This window comes from Chromobacterium sp. Panama, from assembly GCF_003052555.1.
In the GTDB taxonomy this organism is placed as follows: domain Bacteria; phylum Pseudomonadota; class Gammaproteobacteria; order Burkholderiales; family Chromobacteriaceae; genus Chromobacterium.
The window spans coordinates 732,092-745,919 of the sequence record NZ_QARX01000001.1; the positions used below are offsets into that span (position 1 = coordinate 732,092).

The 13,828-nt window shown below is 65.4% G+C and carries 13 protein-coding genes; 7 read left to right on the forward strand and 6 right to left on the reverse strand.

The window, feature by feature from the left end:
- Positions 1 to 90: 90 nt before the first annotated feature.
- The 4 genes from DB032_RS03475 to aceB form a co-directional block, all read right to left on the reverse strand.
- Entirely contained in the window at positions 91 to 702 is a 612-nt protein-coding gene (locus DB032_RS03475; RefSeq protein WP_048415078.1) for a glutathione S-transferase, read from the reverse strand.
- Positions 703 to 799: 97 nt separating this feature from the next.
- On the reverse strand, positions 800 to 1,489 hold the full coding sequence (locus DB032_RS03480) for an SIMPL domain-containing protein (RefSeq protein WP_107798261.1): 690 nt from the start codon (positions 1,487 to 1,489) through the stop codon (positions 800 to 802).
- 63 nt (positions 1,490 to 1,552) lie between these two features.
- Complete coding sequence (locus DB032_RS03485; protein ID WP_107798262.1) at positions 1,553 to 2,746, reverse strand: GGDEF domain-containing protein; 1,194 nt, start codon at positions 2,744 to 2,746, stop codon at positions 1,553 to 1,555.
- 235 nt (positions 2,747 to 2,981) lie between these two features.
- Entirely contained in the window at positions 2,982 to 4,577 is a 1,596-nt protein-coding gene (gene aceB, locus DB032_RS03490) for a malate synthase A (RefSeq protein ID WP_107798263.1), read from the reverse strand.
- 185 nt (positions 4,578 to 4,762) lie between these two features.
- Here aceB and DB032_RS03495 point away from each other — a divergent pair, with 185 nt between their 5' ends.
- The 4 genes from DB032_RS03495 (at position 4,763) to DB032_RS03510 (ending at position 8,446) form a co-directional block, all read left to right on the forward strand.
- Positions 4,763 to 5,653: a LysR family transcriptional regulator gene (locus DB032_RS03495; RefSeq protein WP_107798264.1), complete on the forward strand. Its 891-nt coding sequence runs from the start codon at positions 4,763 to 4,765 to the stop codon at positions 5,651 to 5,653.
- A 4-nt stretch (positions 5,654 to 5,657) separates the two neighbouring features.
- Positions 5,658 to 6,119, forward strand: a complete 462-nt coding sequence (locus DB032_RS03500) for a DUF4136 domain-containing protein (RefSeq protein WP_146176568.1) — start codon at positions 5,658 to 5,660, stop codon at positions 6,117 to 6,119.
- A 344-nt stretch (positions 6,120 to 6,463) separates the two neighbouring features.
- Positions 6,464 to 7,828: an amino acid permease gene (locus tag DB032_RS03505; protein ID WP_269326035.1), complete on the forward strand. Its 1,365-nt coding sequence runs from the start codon at positions 6,464 to 6,466 to the stop codon at positions 7,826 to 7,828.
- Positions 7,829 to 7,921: 93 nt separating this feature from the next.
- Complete coding sequence (locus tag DB032_RS03510; RefSeq protein WP_107798266.1) at positions 7,922 to 8,446, forward strand: O-acetyl-ADP-ribose deacetylase; 525 nt, start codon at positions 7,922 to 7,924, stop codon at positions 8,444 to 8,446.
- Here DB032_RS03510 and DB032_RS03515 read toward each other — a convergent pair.
- Positions 8,439 to 9,314 (reverse strand): ion transporter, encoded by an 876-nt coding sequence (locus DB032_RS03515; RefSeq protein ID WP_107798267.1) that lies wholly within the window; start codon positions 9,312 to 9,314, stop codon positions 8,439 to 8,441. The genes DB032_RS03510 and DB032_RS03515 overlap by 8 nt on opposite strands.
- A 194-nt stretch (positions 9,315 to 9,508) precedes the next feature.
- Between DB032_RS03515 and cysK the strand changes: the two genes are divergently transcribed.
- A complete protein-coding gene (gene cysK / locus DB032_RS03520) occupies positions 9,509 to 10,444 on the forward strand; it encodes a cysteine synthase A (RefSeq protein WP_107798268.1) in 936 nt (311 codons plus the stop codon).
- 90 nt (positions 10,445 to 10,534) lie between these two features.
- A complete protein-coding gene (locus DB032_RS03525; protein WP_107798269.1) occupies positions 10,535 to 11,407 on the forward strand; it encodes an ATP-binding protein in 873 nt (290 codons plus the stop codon).
- Here DB032_RS03525 and DB032_RS03530 read toward each other — a convergent pair.
- Positions 11,399 to 13,108, reverse strand: coding sequence for a potassium/proton antiporter (locus DB032_RS03530; RefSeq protein ID WP_107798270.1), 1,710 nt, complete (start codon positions 13,106 to 13,108; stop codon positions 11,399 to 11,401). The genes DB032_RS03525 and DB032_RS03530 overlap by 9 nt on opposite strands.
- A 513-nt stretch (positions 13,109 to 13,621) precedes the next feature.
- On the opposite strand from DB032_RS03530, the gene DB032_RS03535 reads away from it, so the two are divergent.
- Positions 13,622 to 13,825: a hypothetical protein gene (locus tag DB032_RS03535; protein ID WP_107798271.1), complete on the forward strand. Its 204-nt coding sequence runs from the start codon at positions 13,622 to 13,624 to the stop codon at positions 13,823 to 13,825.
- Positions 13,826 to 13,828: the final 3 nt, after the last annotated feature.

Below are 13,828 nucleotides of genomic sequence, written 5' to 3' on the forward strand. Positions count from 1 at the left end.
GGCTCTGAGAGCGGATTGCCGATCCAGCGCGCGGCGAAGCGACATGAAAAAACCGGGCTTGGGCCCGGTTTTTTTTGACGGCGGCGCGGCTCAGGCGGCCGGCGGCAGGGTGTCGGCGAAGGACGGCCGCGTCATCAGCCGCTCCAGCAGGCTGGCCAGATTGGGATGGCTGTCGCGCCAGTCTATTTCCGGGAAGCGGAAATCCAGATAGCCCAGGCAGGCGCCGACGGCGATATCGGCCAGGCTGTAGCTCACGCCGTTGCACCATTGGCGGTCGGCCAGATCGGCGGCGAGCGCGGCCAGGCCGCGGTCTATCTTGCCGCGTTGGCGCGCGATCGCTTCCGGCATCTGCTTGTCGTCCGGGCGCCGTTTTTCCAGCACGATGGCCACCGCGGCGTCGACGATGCCGTCGGCCAGCGCTTCCCAGCGGCGGGTGGCGATCAGCAGGCGGTTTTCCTGCGGCAGGATGCGCGACACCGGGGAGATATTGTCCAGATACTCGGCGATGACGCGCGAGTCGTACAGCGTCGAGCCGTCATCCAGTTCCAGAACCGGCACCTTGCCCAGAGGATTGTAGTCGCCGACGCGGGTATCCGCGTTCCACGGCACGTCCTCCTCCAGCGGGCAGTCTATTTTCTTTTCGGCCAGCACGATGCGCACCTTGCGGGCGTAGGGGCTGGTCAACGAGGCGATCAGTTTCATGTTTCGGGTCGTTCTGGATGATGGCTGGCGAAGTGCTCGCCGGACGCGAGGCCTGGCGAGCGACTACTTTAGCGCAATGCCGTGGCGGCTGGAAGGCTTACTTCAACTCCACCTTGCCGCTGACTTGCAGTTGCAGTTGCGATTGTCCTGGCTGCAGGTCCGGTTGGGCCACTTCCGCGTTGGCTGCCATGCCGGCGGCCTTCATCATCATCGGCGGGCGGAAGATGGGCGACTGGCTGCCTATGTCCAGTTCCTTGATATTGCTGACGTTTTTGCCAATCGCCTTGGCGGCGATCTTGGCCTGGGCTTCCAGATTGGCGATGGCCTCCGGCAGCATGCTCTGCTCGGCTTCCTTGCGCGCCTGGTCGGACACGCTGAATTGCAGTCCTTGCAGCAACAGGTTCTGTTGCAGTTTGGCCATCAGTTCGGCGGCCTGGGTGAAGTCGCGGCTCTTCAGCTGGATTTCCACCCGGCCTTGCCAGCCCTGAATCTTGCCGTTTTTGTCGTAATTGGGCCAGGTGTTGTAGCCGCCGCTGGACAGCTGCACCTTGGAGTAGTTGCGGCCCAGCGCAATGCCCTGGGCGGCGGCCTTGTTAAGCCTATCGGCCAGCACCGCCGGCTGGGCGTTGCTCATTTGCTGGTAGAAGGTGGCGCTGATCTGGTCGTTGGCCACTTCGCGCTGCGCGCTGGCGGACAGATTGAGCTGGGTGCTTTCGGCCAGCGCCGGGGCGGCGCTGACGGCGAACAGGGTTCCGAGGCTGGCAAGCAAGAGAGTTGGTTTGTTCATGTGTCGATTCCCATGACATTGTTGTCTTGATCGGAAAAGTCCGATTTGCAGTGTGTAGGCCCATCATGCCCGAGAAAAGTTTCCGACGGCATACTGCCCTTCGGCCAGTTCTATCCGGTTGCGGCCGTTGCGCTTGGCCCGGTAGAGCTGGCCGTCCGCGGCGCGGAACAGGCTGGAGAGGCCGTCGTAAGGCTGCTGGCTGGTGCTGGCCACCCCGATGCTGACGCTGACGCGCAAGGGCGGGGCGGCGGCGGCCGGTTGCGGCCGCAGCGCGTCCACCGCGCGCAGGATGCGTTGCGCGGCCGCGTGCGCGTCCTCCAGGCCGGTGCGCGGCAGCAGCATCACGAACTCCTCGCCGCCGTAACGGCCGACGATGTCGTCGCGGCCCGCCTCCGCGCGCAGGCAGGCGGCCAGTTGCTGCAGCACCAGGTCGCCGCACTGGTGGCCGTAGCGGTCGTTGATGCTTTTGAAGTGGTCCACGTCCAAGAGCAGCAGCGCCAGCGGTTTGCGCTCGCGCCAGGCGCGGCGGCAGGCGGCCTCGGCCAGCTCGCGGAAGCGGCGCTGGTTGAGCAGATTGGTCAGGCCGTCGTGGCTGGCCTGGTGCTGGGTCCGCTCCAGCGCGCGCTCGTAGCAGATGTACAGCGCGCACAGGATGAAGCTGAAGCTGAGCCAGTGCATGCCCAGCGAGCTGAGCATGGTGAAGCGCATCGCGTCGGCGTCGTAGACCTCGCCGGTCCAGCCGGCGTGGACGATGCGCGCCAGCGCCAGCAAGGCGTACAGCAGGCAGACCGTCAGCGCCATCTTGCGGCCGGCGCCGCCGATGCGCGAATGTCCGGGCCACAGCTCGCGCGCGGCCAGCAGCCAGGCGATCAGATAAACCAGGCAGACCGCGGCGGTGCGGCGTCCCATATCGGCCGGGCCGGCCAGTATATAGGCGCTCATGCCGGCGGCCGTCAGCAGCAGGCTTTGCCAGACGCGCGGACGCTTGCCGTTCAGATGGCGGATGCCGCAGAGCGCGATGGGATGGAACAGCATCCACAGCAGATTGTTGAACACCAGTTGTGGCCACGGCGGCAGGCCGATGGGCAAGAGGCTGAACACACCGCCCAGGCTGACGCAGACGCCGGCCGCGCAGAAATACAGAAAGGCCCGCTCGTCGCGGTTGCGCAGCCAGAACATCGTGATGACGGCGGTCAGCACCAGGCCGTAACCGGTGGTGCTGAGCACGGTGGCCTGGAAGTCGAGGATGCTTTGCATGTAGGAGTCTGTTCAAAGTCCGCTGCGCGCGATGAAAGCTCGCGCGGCGAGCGCGGCGCCCTGTGTCGCGGGCGGGCGCCAGAGCTTGAACAGGCTCCGAGGCGGGCGCGCTTTGCAAGGTGAATTATGACAAGCGGCCCATCATAGGGCCCTTGTCCATGCTCTTCAATCCGCAAAGCTACGCAGCCGGGCTGACAAATCCCGACAATGAGGCCGCCGGGATTCATTTGTCCTGTCAGGCCAGGTATTCGTATCCCGGCAGCGTCAGGAACTCGACGAAATCGTCCGAGGTGGTCAGCAGATCGAACATCGCCGCCGCGTCGTCGTACTGGCGGGTCCAGCGCGCGCCGTACTCGGCCTTGAGCTTGGCCGTCTCCGCCGCGTGCAGCTGGCGGAACAGCTCGACGGTGACTTTGCGGCCATCGTCCAGCACGCCCTTGGGGCTGCGCATCCATTGCCAGATCTGAGAGCGGGAGATCTCGGCGGTGGCGGCGTCTTCCATCAGATTGTGGATGGGCACGCAGCCGTTGCCGGAAATCCAGGCGCCCAGGTACTGGATGCCGACATTGATGTTCATCGCCAGCCCGGCTTCGGTGATCGGCGCTTCCGGCTGGAAGTTGAGCAAGTCGGCGGCGCCGACCTGAACGTCCGGCCGCTGCTTGGCGATCTGGTTGGGCGCGTCGCCCAGCACCTTGCCGAAGGCCTCGGCGGCGATGGGCACCAGGCCGGGGTGGGCCACCCAGCCGCCGTCGTAGCCGTCGGCGGCGTCGCGTTCCTTGTCCGCCCGGACGCCGGCCAGCGCCTTCTCGTTGGCCTCCGGATCGTTCTTGATCGGAATCAGCGCCGCCATGCCGCCTATCGCCGGCGCCGCGCGGCGATGGCAGGTTTTCAGCAGCAGCAGCGCGTAGGCGCGCATGAAGGGCACCGTCATGGTGATCTGGGCGCGGTTGGCCAGGCAGAAGTCGCGGTTCTGGCGGAATTTCTTGATGCAGCTGAAGATGTAGTCCCAGCGGCCGGCGTTGAGGCCGGCGCTGTGCTCGCGCAATTCGTACAGGATTTCGTCCATTTCGAAGGCGGCGAGTATGGTTTCGATCAGCACCGTGGCCTTGATCGTGCCCTGGGGGATGGACAGCTCCTGTTGGGCGAAGACGAACACCTCGTTCCACAGCCGCGCTTCCAGATGGCTTTCCATCTTGGGCAGGTAGTAATAAGTGGCGCTGCCCGAGCCGCGCAAGAATTCGATGTTGTGGAAGAAGGACAGGGCGAAGTCGAACAGCGCGCCGGAGACGATGTCGCCGTCCACCTTGACGTGCTTTTCCATCAAATGCCAGCCGCGCGGCCGCAGCAGCAAGGTGGCGGTGTCGGCGTTGAGCCGGTATTGCTTGCCGTCCGGGTTGGCGAAGGAAATGGTCTTGCGGTAGGCGTCGCGGACATTGATCTGGCCGTTGATCTGGTTGTCCCAGCTTGGGCAGTTGGAGTCCTCGAAATCCGCCATGAAGCTCTTGGCGCCGGAATTGAGCGCGTTGATCATCATCTTGCGGTCCACCGGGCCGGTGATTTCCACGCGGCGGTCCAGCAAGTCGTCCGGCAGCGGAGCGATCTTCCAGTCGCCGGCGCGGATGGCGGCGGTGTCGGGCAGGAAGTCCGGCAGCTTGCCGGCGTCCAGTTCCGCCTGGCGCGCGGCGCGGGCGGCCATCAGCTCGCGGCGGCGCGGCTCGAAGCGGCGGTGCAGCTTGGCGACGAAGGCCAGCGCGTCGTGGCTGAGGATGTCGGCGTAGGCCGGGGTGAGCGTAGCGAGGATTTCCATCCCCTGGGGAAGCGCGGCTGCCATGCTGGGACTCCTTTGCATCGTTGGACGGGGCGGCGAGCGGACGCGCCGGGACGGGCGGCGCCCGCGTCCGGACCTGGGACAGTGAAACGGGACCTGGCTAGTCTATCTAGGCAAAGCGTAAAAAAAAATGCATATATAGACATATCATCTTTTACTTTTTGTTAGCTAATCGTGGGGCGGCCCGGATGTTGAAACAATTGGAGACCTTTGTCGCCGTGGTGTCGCAGGGCAGTTTGTCGGCCGCCGCGCGCCAGGAGGGCGTGGTGCCGGCCATCATCGGCCGGCGCATAGACGCGCTGGAGGAGAGGCTGGGCGTCAAGCTGCTGACCCGCAGCACGCGCAGCCTGGCGCTCACTCAGGAGGGCGCGGCCTTTTTCGAAGACTGTCAGCGCATCCTCGCCGACCTGGAGGACGCCGAAGCGGCGGTGGCTTCCGGCAGCGGCCGCGCGCGCGGCCATCTGCGGGTGTCGGCGCCGGCCGGCTTCGGCCGCAAGCATGTGGCGCCGCACATCGCCGGTTTCCAGCTACGCCATCCGGACGTCAAGGTGACGCTGGATCTGTCGGACCGGCTGGTGGATCTGCAGCGCGACCGCGTCGATTGCGCGATCCGCATCTCCGACCTGGCCGATTCCTCGCTGGTGGCGATCCGGCTGGCGGAAAACCGCCGCGTGGTGGTGGCGGCGCCTGCCTATCTGGCGCGTCACGGCTTGCCGCGCCGTTTGGAGGATCTGGCCGGGCACAACTGCCTGTCGCTGGGCGAGAGCCAGAGCCGAGGCTGGGCGTTCCGTCGCGACGGCGAGGCGGTGAACCTGCGCGTGAGCGGCCGGCTGGAGTGCAACGACGGCGCGGTGCTGCACGACTGGGCCTTGCAGGGCCTGGGCCTGGCATGGCGTTCGCTGTGGGAGGTGAAGGACGATTTGTCCGACGGCCGGCTGGTGACGGTGCTGGATGAATTCTCCGCGCCGGACTATCCGGTGTGCGCGGTGGTGCCGCAGCGCCGCCTGCTGCCGGCGCGGGTGCGGCACTTCGTCGACTATTTGCGGTCAGTGTATGCTGACGCGGCTTATTGGAATTGAGGCGATGAAGATGAAAACAGCGATGGCGGCGCTCTTGGCGCTGCTGGCGGCCGGCCCGTCCTGGGCCGGCGCGGGCACGGTGGGACTGAGCTGCCTGCCGTCGGCCGGCGCCGGCGTGGACATGCGCGAGTGGCTGCTGGACCGCTTGGTGTTGAAGGGGGCGGCGGTGGACGAGGCGCGTCCGCAATGGAAGCTGTGCTTCAAGCAAAGCCAGCAGCGCCAGGTGTATTGGCCGGCGGACGGCTGGTACGCCGGCGGCTGGCGCGATTGGCGTTACGGCGGCGGCATGTATTGGTCGCCGGACTATCAGGTGCGCACGGTGCGCACGCTGGCGCTGGAAGTGGTCAACAGCGCCGACGGCGCCGTGCTGTGGCAGGGCCAGCAGGAATTGGGCGACGGCGACAACGGCCGTCAGCAATTGGAGAACGCCGCGCGCAAATTGATAGATTTAATGCCATTGCCATGATTTGTTTTGCGCTATGATGACACGCAGGGTTTGATGGCCGCGGGCTATATGGGGTTTCCCGTATTGCCGGCGGCCGGCCCTGCGGTACTATCGCATTCTTCCCCGGCATGAACTGCGTGGATCGGCGGCTTAAGCACCACGCTCGACAACGGCAAGCCCTTGTTATCGCGTTTATTTAAAGCCAACGACAGACAGAGCAGCGGGGAGAGGACACAACAGATCATACAGGCCCTATCCGAGTATGAAGCGCCCGCCGGGACAGCGGGCGCTTTGTCGTTGTACCGGACGGCCGTTACGGGACAGTGAAACAAATGAGTTTGATGCGCAAAAAGAGCGTCCAGGGAATGCTGGCTACCGCTCAGACCTCGCGTGGGCTTCGCAAGGAGCTTTCCGCTTTCGACCTTACCATGCTCGGCATCGGCGCCATCATCGGCACCGGCATCTTCGTGCTGACCGGCACCGGCGCCACGGTGGCCGGCCCCGGACTGGTGCTTTCCTTCGTGATCAGCGCCTTCGCCTGCGGCTTCGCCGCGCTGTGCTACGCCGAGTTCGCTTCCATGCTGCCGGTTTCCGGCTCCACTTACACTTACGCTTACGCCACGCTGGGCGAGATGATCGCCTGGATCATAGGCTGGGACTTGCTGCTGGAATACCTGCTGGCCTCGTCGGCGGTGTCGGTGGGCTGGTCCGGTTATTTCCAGAGCCTGTTGTCCGGTTTCGGCGTGACCCTGCCTGAATACCTGACCGCCGCCGCCGGCTCGCTGCCGGGCAAGCAGACGCTGTTCAATCTGCCGGCCTTCTGCGTGGCGATGGTGATTACCGCCTTGCTGGCCTTCGGCATCAAGGAATCCAAGCGCGTCAACAATGTGGTGGTGCTGATCAAGGTGGGCGTGGTGTTGTTGTTCATCGGCATCGGCGTGTGGCACGTCAAGCCGGTGAACTGGCAGCCGGCGCTGCCCTTCGGCTTCTCCGGCGTGTTCCACGGCGCCGCCATCGTGTTCTTCAGCTTCATCGGCTTCGACGCGGTGACCTGCGCCGCCGAGGAAGTGAAGAACCCGGCCAAGGACATCCCGCGCGGGGTGATCTGGTCGCTGGGCGTGTGTTCGCTGCTCTATGTGGTGGTGGCCGCCATCATGACCGGCATCGTGCCTTATATGCAGTTCGCCGGCGTCGACCACCCGGTGTCGCTGGCCTTGCAAGTGGCCAAGCTGGACTGGTTCGCCGGCTTCGTCGACCTGGGCGCCATCCTCGGCATGATGACGGTGATCCTGGTGATGACTTACGGCCAGACCCGCATCCTGTTCGCGATGTCGCGCGACGGCCTGCTGCCCAAGATCTTCTCCGAGGTGAACCCCAAGTACGGCACCCCGTACAAGGCCACCTGGCTGATCGGCACCATCATCGCCTTGCTGGCCGGCTTCGTGCCGCTGCACACCCTGGCCGAGCTGGTGAACATCGGCACCCTGGCCGCCTTCACCCTGATCGCGCTGTCGGTGATCGTGCTGCGCAAGCGCGAGCCCGATCTGCCGCGCAAATTCGTCTGCCCGGGCGTGCCCTACATCCCGACGCTGGCCATCCTGTGCTGCGGCTTCCTGATGACTCAGCTGTCGCTGCTGACCTGGCTGTGCTTCATGGCCTGGCTGTTGATCGGCCTGGTGGTGTACTTTGGCTATTCGCGGCGCAATTCGCTGTTGAACAATCCTGCTTAAGGCGGAAAAAGGAAAAAGCCGGCGTCAGCCGGCTTTTTTTGCGCCCGGCGCCGGCGGGCGGATAATGGCGGCTTGGACGAAGGAGGGGACGCAATGGAAGCGAAGACCGAATTGACGGCATGGCAGGGCGACATCACCACGCTGGCGCTGGACGCCATCGTCAACGCCGCCAACACCCGCTTGCTGGGCGGCGGCGGCGTGGACGGCGCCATCCACCGGGCCGCCGGACCGGAACTGCTGGCGGAATGCCGGAGCTTGCACGGTTGCCGCGTCGGCGAGGCCAAGCTCACCGCCGGCTACCGGCTGCCGGCGCGGCATGTGATCCACACCGTGGGCCCGGTGTGGCAGGGCGGCGCTCACGGCGAGGCGGAGCTGCTGGCCGCTTGCTACCGCAACAGCCTGGCACTGGCGGCGCGGCATGGTTTGGACGGCATCGCCTTCCCGGCGATCAGCTGCGGCGTTTACGGCTATCCGCAGCAGCAGGCCGCCGCCATCGCGGTGGAGACGGTGCGCGCTTGGCTGGCGCGCGAGCCGCATGGCCTGCGGCGGGTGTTGCTGGTGGCCTTCGACGACGCGATGGCCGGCCGCTACCGGCAGTTGCTGGCCGGCGTTAGCTGACCTCGCCCTTGGACGGACGCGGCAACTGTCCGCCGCAGTGCTTGCAGAAGCGCGCGTCCCAGTCGTGGCCCTCGGTGAAGCAGTGCGGGCACAACCGGGTGCCGGACACCGCCTCCGCGGTCTTGCTCTTGGCGCCGCTGCCGCGCGCGATTTCGGCGGTGACGATGCCGGTGGGCACCGCGATGATGCCGTAGCCGGTGATCATCACCACGCTGGCCAGCGCCTGGCCCAGCGGCGTCTTGGGCGTGATGTCGCCGAAGCCCACCGTGGTCAGGGTGACGATGGCCCAGTAAATGCTGACCGGGATGCTGGTGTAGCCGTGCTCCGGTCCTTCGATCACGAACATCAGCGTGCCCAGAATCACCACCAGCAAGACCACGGTGACCAGGAAGACCGTGATCTTGCGGCGGCTGGCCAGCATCGCCCGTTTCAGTTCGCTGGCCTCGCCGATATAGCGCGTCAGCTTGAGGATGCGGAACATGCGCAGCAGCCGCAGGATGCGGATATCCGCCAGGAAGCGGCTTTCCGGGATGAACAGACCCAGATACATCGGCAGCACCGCCATCAGATCGATGACGCCGAAGAAGCTTTTCACATAGCGCATCGGTTTATGGATGCAGATCAGCCGCAAGGCGTATTCAATAGTGAACAGAATGGTGAAACACCAGTCTAGAATCTTGAGCTGGACGCCCCAGGCCGCTTGTATGCTTTGCACGCTCTCCAGAATCACCGTCAGCACCGACAGCAGGATGGCGACGATCAGCGCCAGGTCGAAGATGCGGCCGGGCCGGGTGTCTGCCTCGTAAATGATGATGTAGAGCTTGCGGCGCCAGCCGGTGAGCGGGATCAGGGTTTCCTGTGTGGGCATAGGCGGGGAATGGACCTTGGTCTGCGGGTGATGGGCGATGGTTTCAGTGTAGCCGCCGGGCCGCGGAGAGCGCGTGGCCGGCTGAGACTGCCAAGTTTGTCGATTATAAGCAAACAATATTTTGGATCGTCGCTCGGCTTGTTTATGATGCTGGGTAATATGGTTTTCTTCAAAACTGTCTGTGGAGAATAAAGATGCGAATTGCCAATGCAGTGACGGATTTGATCGGCAACACCCCGCTGGTGCGGCTTAACCGGGTGACCGACGGCTGCGGCGCCACCGTGGCGGCCAAGCTGGAGTTCTTCAACCCGGCTCACAGCGTCAAGGACCGCATCGCGGTGGCGATGATAGACGCCGCCGAGCAGGCCGGCAAAATCGGCCCGGACACCACCATCGTCGAACCCACTTCCGGCAATACCGGCATCGGCCTGGCCATGGTCTGCGCCGCGCGGGGTTACAAGCTGGTGATCACCATGCCGGAAACCATGAGCCGCGAACGCCGCCAGCTGCTGCGCGCCTACGGCGCCGAGCTGATCCTGACCCCGGGGCCGGACGGCATGGGCGGCGCCATCGCCAAGGCGCGCGAGCTGGTGGAGCAGAATCCGGACAGCCATTTCATGCCGCAGCAGTTTGAGAACCCGGCCAACCCGGCCATCCACCGCAACACCACCGCCGAAGAAGTGTGGAACGACACCGACGGCCAGGTCGACATCTTCGTCGCCGGCGTGGGCACCGGCGGCACCATCACCGGCGTGGGCGAAGTGCTGAAGGCGCGCAAGCCCGGCGTGCAGATCGTGGCGGTGGAGCCGGACGCCTCGCCGGTGCTGTCCGGCGGCGCCAAGGGCCCGCACCCGATCCAGGGCATCGGCGCCGGTTTTGTGCCGGCCATCCTCAACACCGGCATTTACGATGAAATCATCCGCGTGAAGAACGAGGACGCGATGGAGACCGCGCGCGCGGTGGCCGCGCGCGAAGGCCTGCTGGTGGGCATCTCTTCCGGCGCGGCGGTGTGGGCGGCGCTGGAACTGGCCAAGCGTCCGGAAAACGCCGGCAAGCTGATCGTGGTGGTGATTCCCTCCTTTGGCGAGCGCTATCTGTCCACGCCCTTGTTCCAACATCTGGCGGACTGAGTTCGGCCGCGGCCGCGGCCGCGAATATCGACAGCCTGGCGGCTTTCTGCCAGGCTGTTTGTTTTTGTCGTTTCGCATCGAGGGGAAATCATGGAGCAGTTGCAAGCCTTCCTGGCCCGGGCCGAAGCCATGCTGGCGCGCCTGGAGCCCTTGCTGCCGCCGGCGCGGCCGGAGCCGGATTGGAGCGCATTGGCTTTCCGCTGGCAGCGCCAGGGCATGGCCGGCTGGCTGGAGGCGGTGGCGGAGCCGCACGCGCCGGAACTGGAGCGGCTGACCCATATCGACGCTCAACGCGCGCAATTGCTGCGCAACACCCGCCAGTTCGTCAAGGGGCGGCCGGCCAACAATGTGCTGCTCACCGGCGCGCGCGGCACCGGCAAGTCCTCGCTGGTCAAGGCGCTGTTGCCGGCCTTCGCCGCCAAGGGCCTGCGCATCATCGAGGTGGACAAGGCGCAGCTGGGCGATCTGAACCGCATCGTCGAGATGGTGGCCGGACGCAAGGAGCGTTTCATCCTGTTCTGCGACGATCTGTCCTTCGAGCAGGGCGACGACGCCTACAAGGCGCTGAAGACCGCGCTGGACGGCGGCCTGGCGCGCCGCGTCGACAATGTGCTGGTGTACGCGACGTCCAACCGCCGTCATCTGATGCCGGAAAAAATGAGCGAAAACCGCGAAGGCTGGGTGCAGGACGGCGAAATCCATCCGGGCGAGGCGATAGAGGAAAAGGTGTCGCTGTCCGACCGTTTCGGGCTGTGGCTGTCCTTCTATCCCTTCGATCAGGACGCCTATCTGGCGGCGGCGGCGGAGTGGCTGGCGCATTTCGGCCTGAAGCTGGACGCGGAGGCGGAAAAGGCGGCGCTGCATTGGAGCCATCTGCGCGGCAGCCGCTCCGGCCGCGTCGCCTGGCAGTTCGCCTGCGACTGGGCCGGGCGCGGCGCCAAGGAGCGCAAAGCCTTATTGTGATTTCAAATAGCGCAGGCCCACGCTCTTGACCTGGCCGTCGGCGGCCGCGCGTATCACCATCTCCAGCCGGTCCAGCCGCAGCACGTCGCCGGCCACCAGCGGGTAGCCGCAAGCGCGCTTGCAGTAGTCGGCGATGCTGTCGGCGCGGTCGCGGTCGCTCAGATTCAGGCCGTAGCTGTCGGCCAGATCGGCCAGCCGCGCCAGGCCGGACACGGTGAAGTAGCCGTAATAGGGGTCTTCGCCGGGCGGGTGGAAGGCTTCGCCGGCCGTTTCCAGCGCCGGGCCGGGGCCGATCAGGCAGGCCCAGTCGCCGGCGCGCAGCGTCTGGCTCGCCGTCGGTTCCAGCGCTTGTTCGTCGCGGTACAGCGCCGCCAGCCGCACGCCGCTGGGCAAGGCCAGCTCGCCGGCCAGCTGGCCTTCGGCCGGGCTGTCGGCGCGCACCTGGCAGGAGGCCGCCTCATAGCGGGCTTCCTGGCCGCTGACCACCGGCACCCGGTGCTCCACGTCCGGCCGCGCCGGCAGTTTCAACTTCAGCCTTTCAGCCAGCGGCGCGATGGTCCAGCCCTGGAACAGCAGCGACATCATCACCACGAAGAAGGCCACGTTGAAGAAGAGCTGGCTATTGGGCAGCCCCGCCATCAGCGGGAAGATGGCCAGAATCACCGGCACCGCGCCGCGCAGGCCCACCCAGCTCATGAACAGCTTTTCCGCCTTGGGCACCGGGAAGGGCAGCATGCACAGCCAGACCGCCAGCGGCCGCGCCACCAGCATCAGCACGATGGAGATCGCCAGCGCGTAGGGCGCCACCGGCAGCAGATTGGACGGCGTCACCAAGAGGCCCAGCACCAGGAACATGGTCACTTGCGCCAGCCAGGCGTAGCCGTCGTGGATATTCAATAGATTGGGCAAGTCCGCCACCCGGGCGTTGCCCACCACGATGCCGGCCAGATAGATGGCGAGGAAGCCGCTGCCGCCGGCCGCCGTGGTCAGGCTGAACAGCGCGCCGGCGGTGCCCAGGCTGAACAGGGCCAACATCGCGCCGCGCGGCCCCAGGCGCTGGAACAGCCAGACCATGGCCTTGCCGCCGGCCCAGCCGGCCAAGGCGCCCAGGCCCATCTGTTTGACGAACAGCCACAGCATGGCGGCGACGCCGGCGTCCTGGCCCTGCTGGCCCAAGACCCCGATCAGCGCCGAGGTCAGGAACACCGCCATCGGATCGTTGCTGCCGGATTCTATCTCCAGCGCGCTGCCGACGCGGCGGTTGATCTCCAGGCCGCGGCCGGACAGGAGGGCGAACACCGCGGCGGCGTCGGTGGAGCCGACGATGGCGCCGATCAGCAAGCCCTCCAGCCAGCTTAGATTCAGCACCCAGGCGGCGAACAGGCCGGTCACGCCGGTGGTGATCAAGACGCCCAGCGTGGCCAGCACTCCGGCCGGCTTCAGGCTGATGCGGAAGCTGTCCTGGCGCGTGCGCAGGCCGCCGTCGAACAGGATCACCACCAGGGCGATGGTGCCGACCACATAGCTGAGCTGGTAATTACTGAATACGATCTTGCCGGGGCCGTCCTCGCCGGCCAGCATGCCCAGCGCGAGGAAGACCAGCAGCAGGGGCGCGCCGAAGCGGGAGGCGATGGAGGACACCACCAGGCTGGCGAGGAATACCAGCGAGCCGGCCAGAATGAGTGAATTCAGGGTGTCCAAGCAAAATCTCCTTCTGGCGGTGGCGGGGCCGCATCGATGATGCGAGCGGGGGATGCTGCGAATCGGGACTTGCCGGGGCGAGATGAAGCCGACTGCCGCGCCGCAAGACGGGGTTCAAAGTCCGCTGCGCGGAGCCAAAGCCGACATGGCGGAAGGCCTGCGGAATGCTCTTGTTGAACATTCCCTCGTCTCAGGCCGTTCTCGTCTTGTCTCTGTTCCGTGCGCGCGTCCTTGAACGCCTTCTCATGGCGGAGGGTTCATGACAATGGGGACAAATGTGTTGAATTCGCTGCCTTACAGGGCTAATGGTAACACTTTGTTACCGATTGGCCGGGATGGATCTGCCCGCTGGACGCATTTTTTGCAAAAAACGTCGTGTCAGGCGACTTTATGCCGGCGGCAAATCGCGCTTTATGCCAACAGTATTGTGTTGTATATTTGTTTGGCATTTTATGCGCATGGTCACGGCAGATTCGGACCATGTTCTCCTTCACTTTGTCTGAGGTATGCGCAATGACTCGCAAAATCATTCTGGCCCTGGCGGCCTTGTCCTTCCCCTTGATGACCCTGGCCGCGCCGGCGCCCTGGTATCTGTGGCAAAGCAAGCTCGACGGCAAGCTCGCTTGCTCGCAATTCTCCCTGGGTCCGGGCTGGACGCAGTTCAGCTCCCAGCCTTATAAGGACGCCGGCTGCACCAAGCCGGGCCGCCCGGGTTGAGGT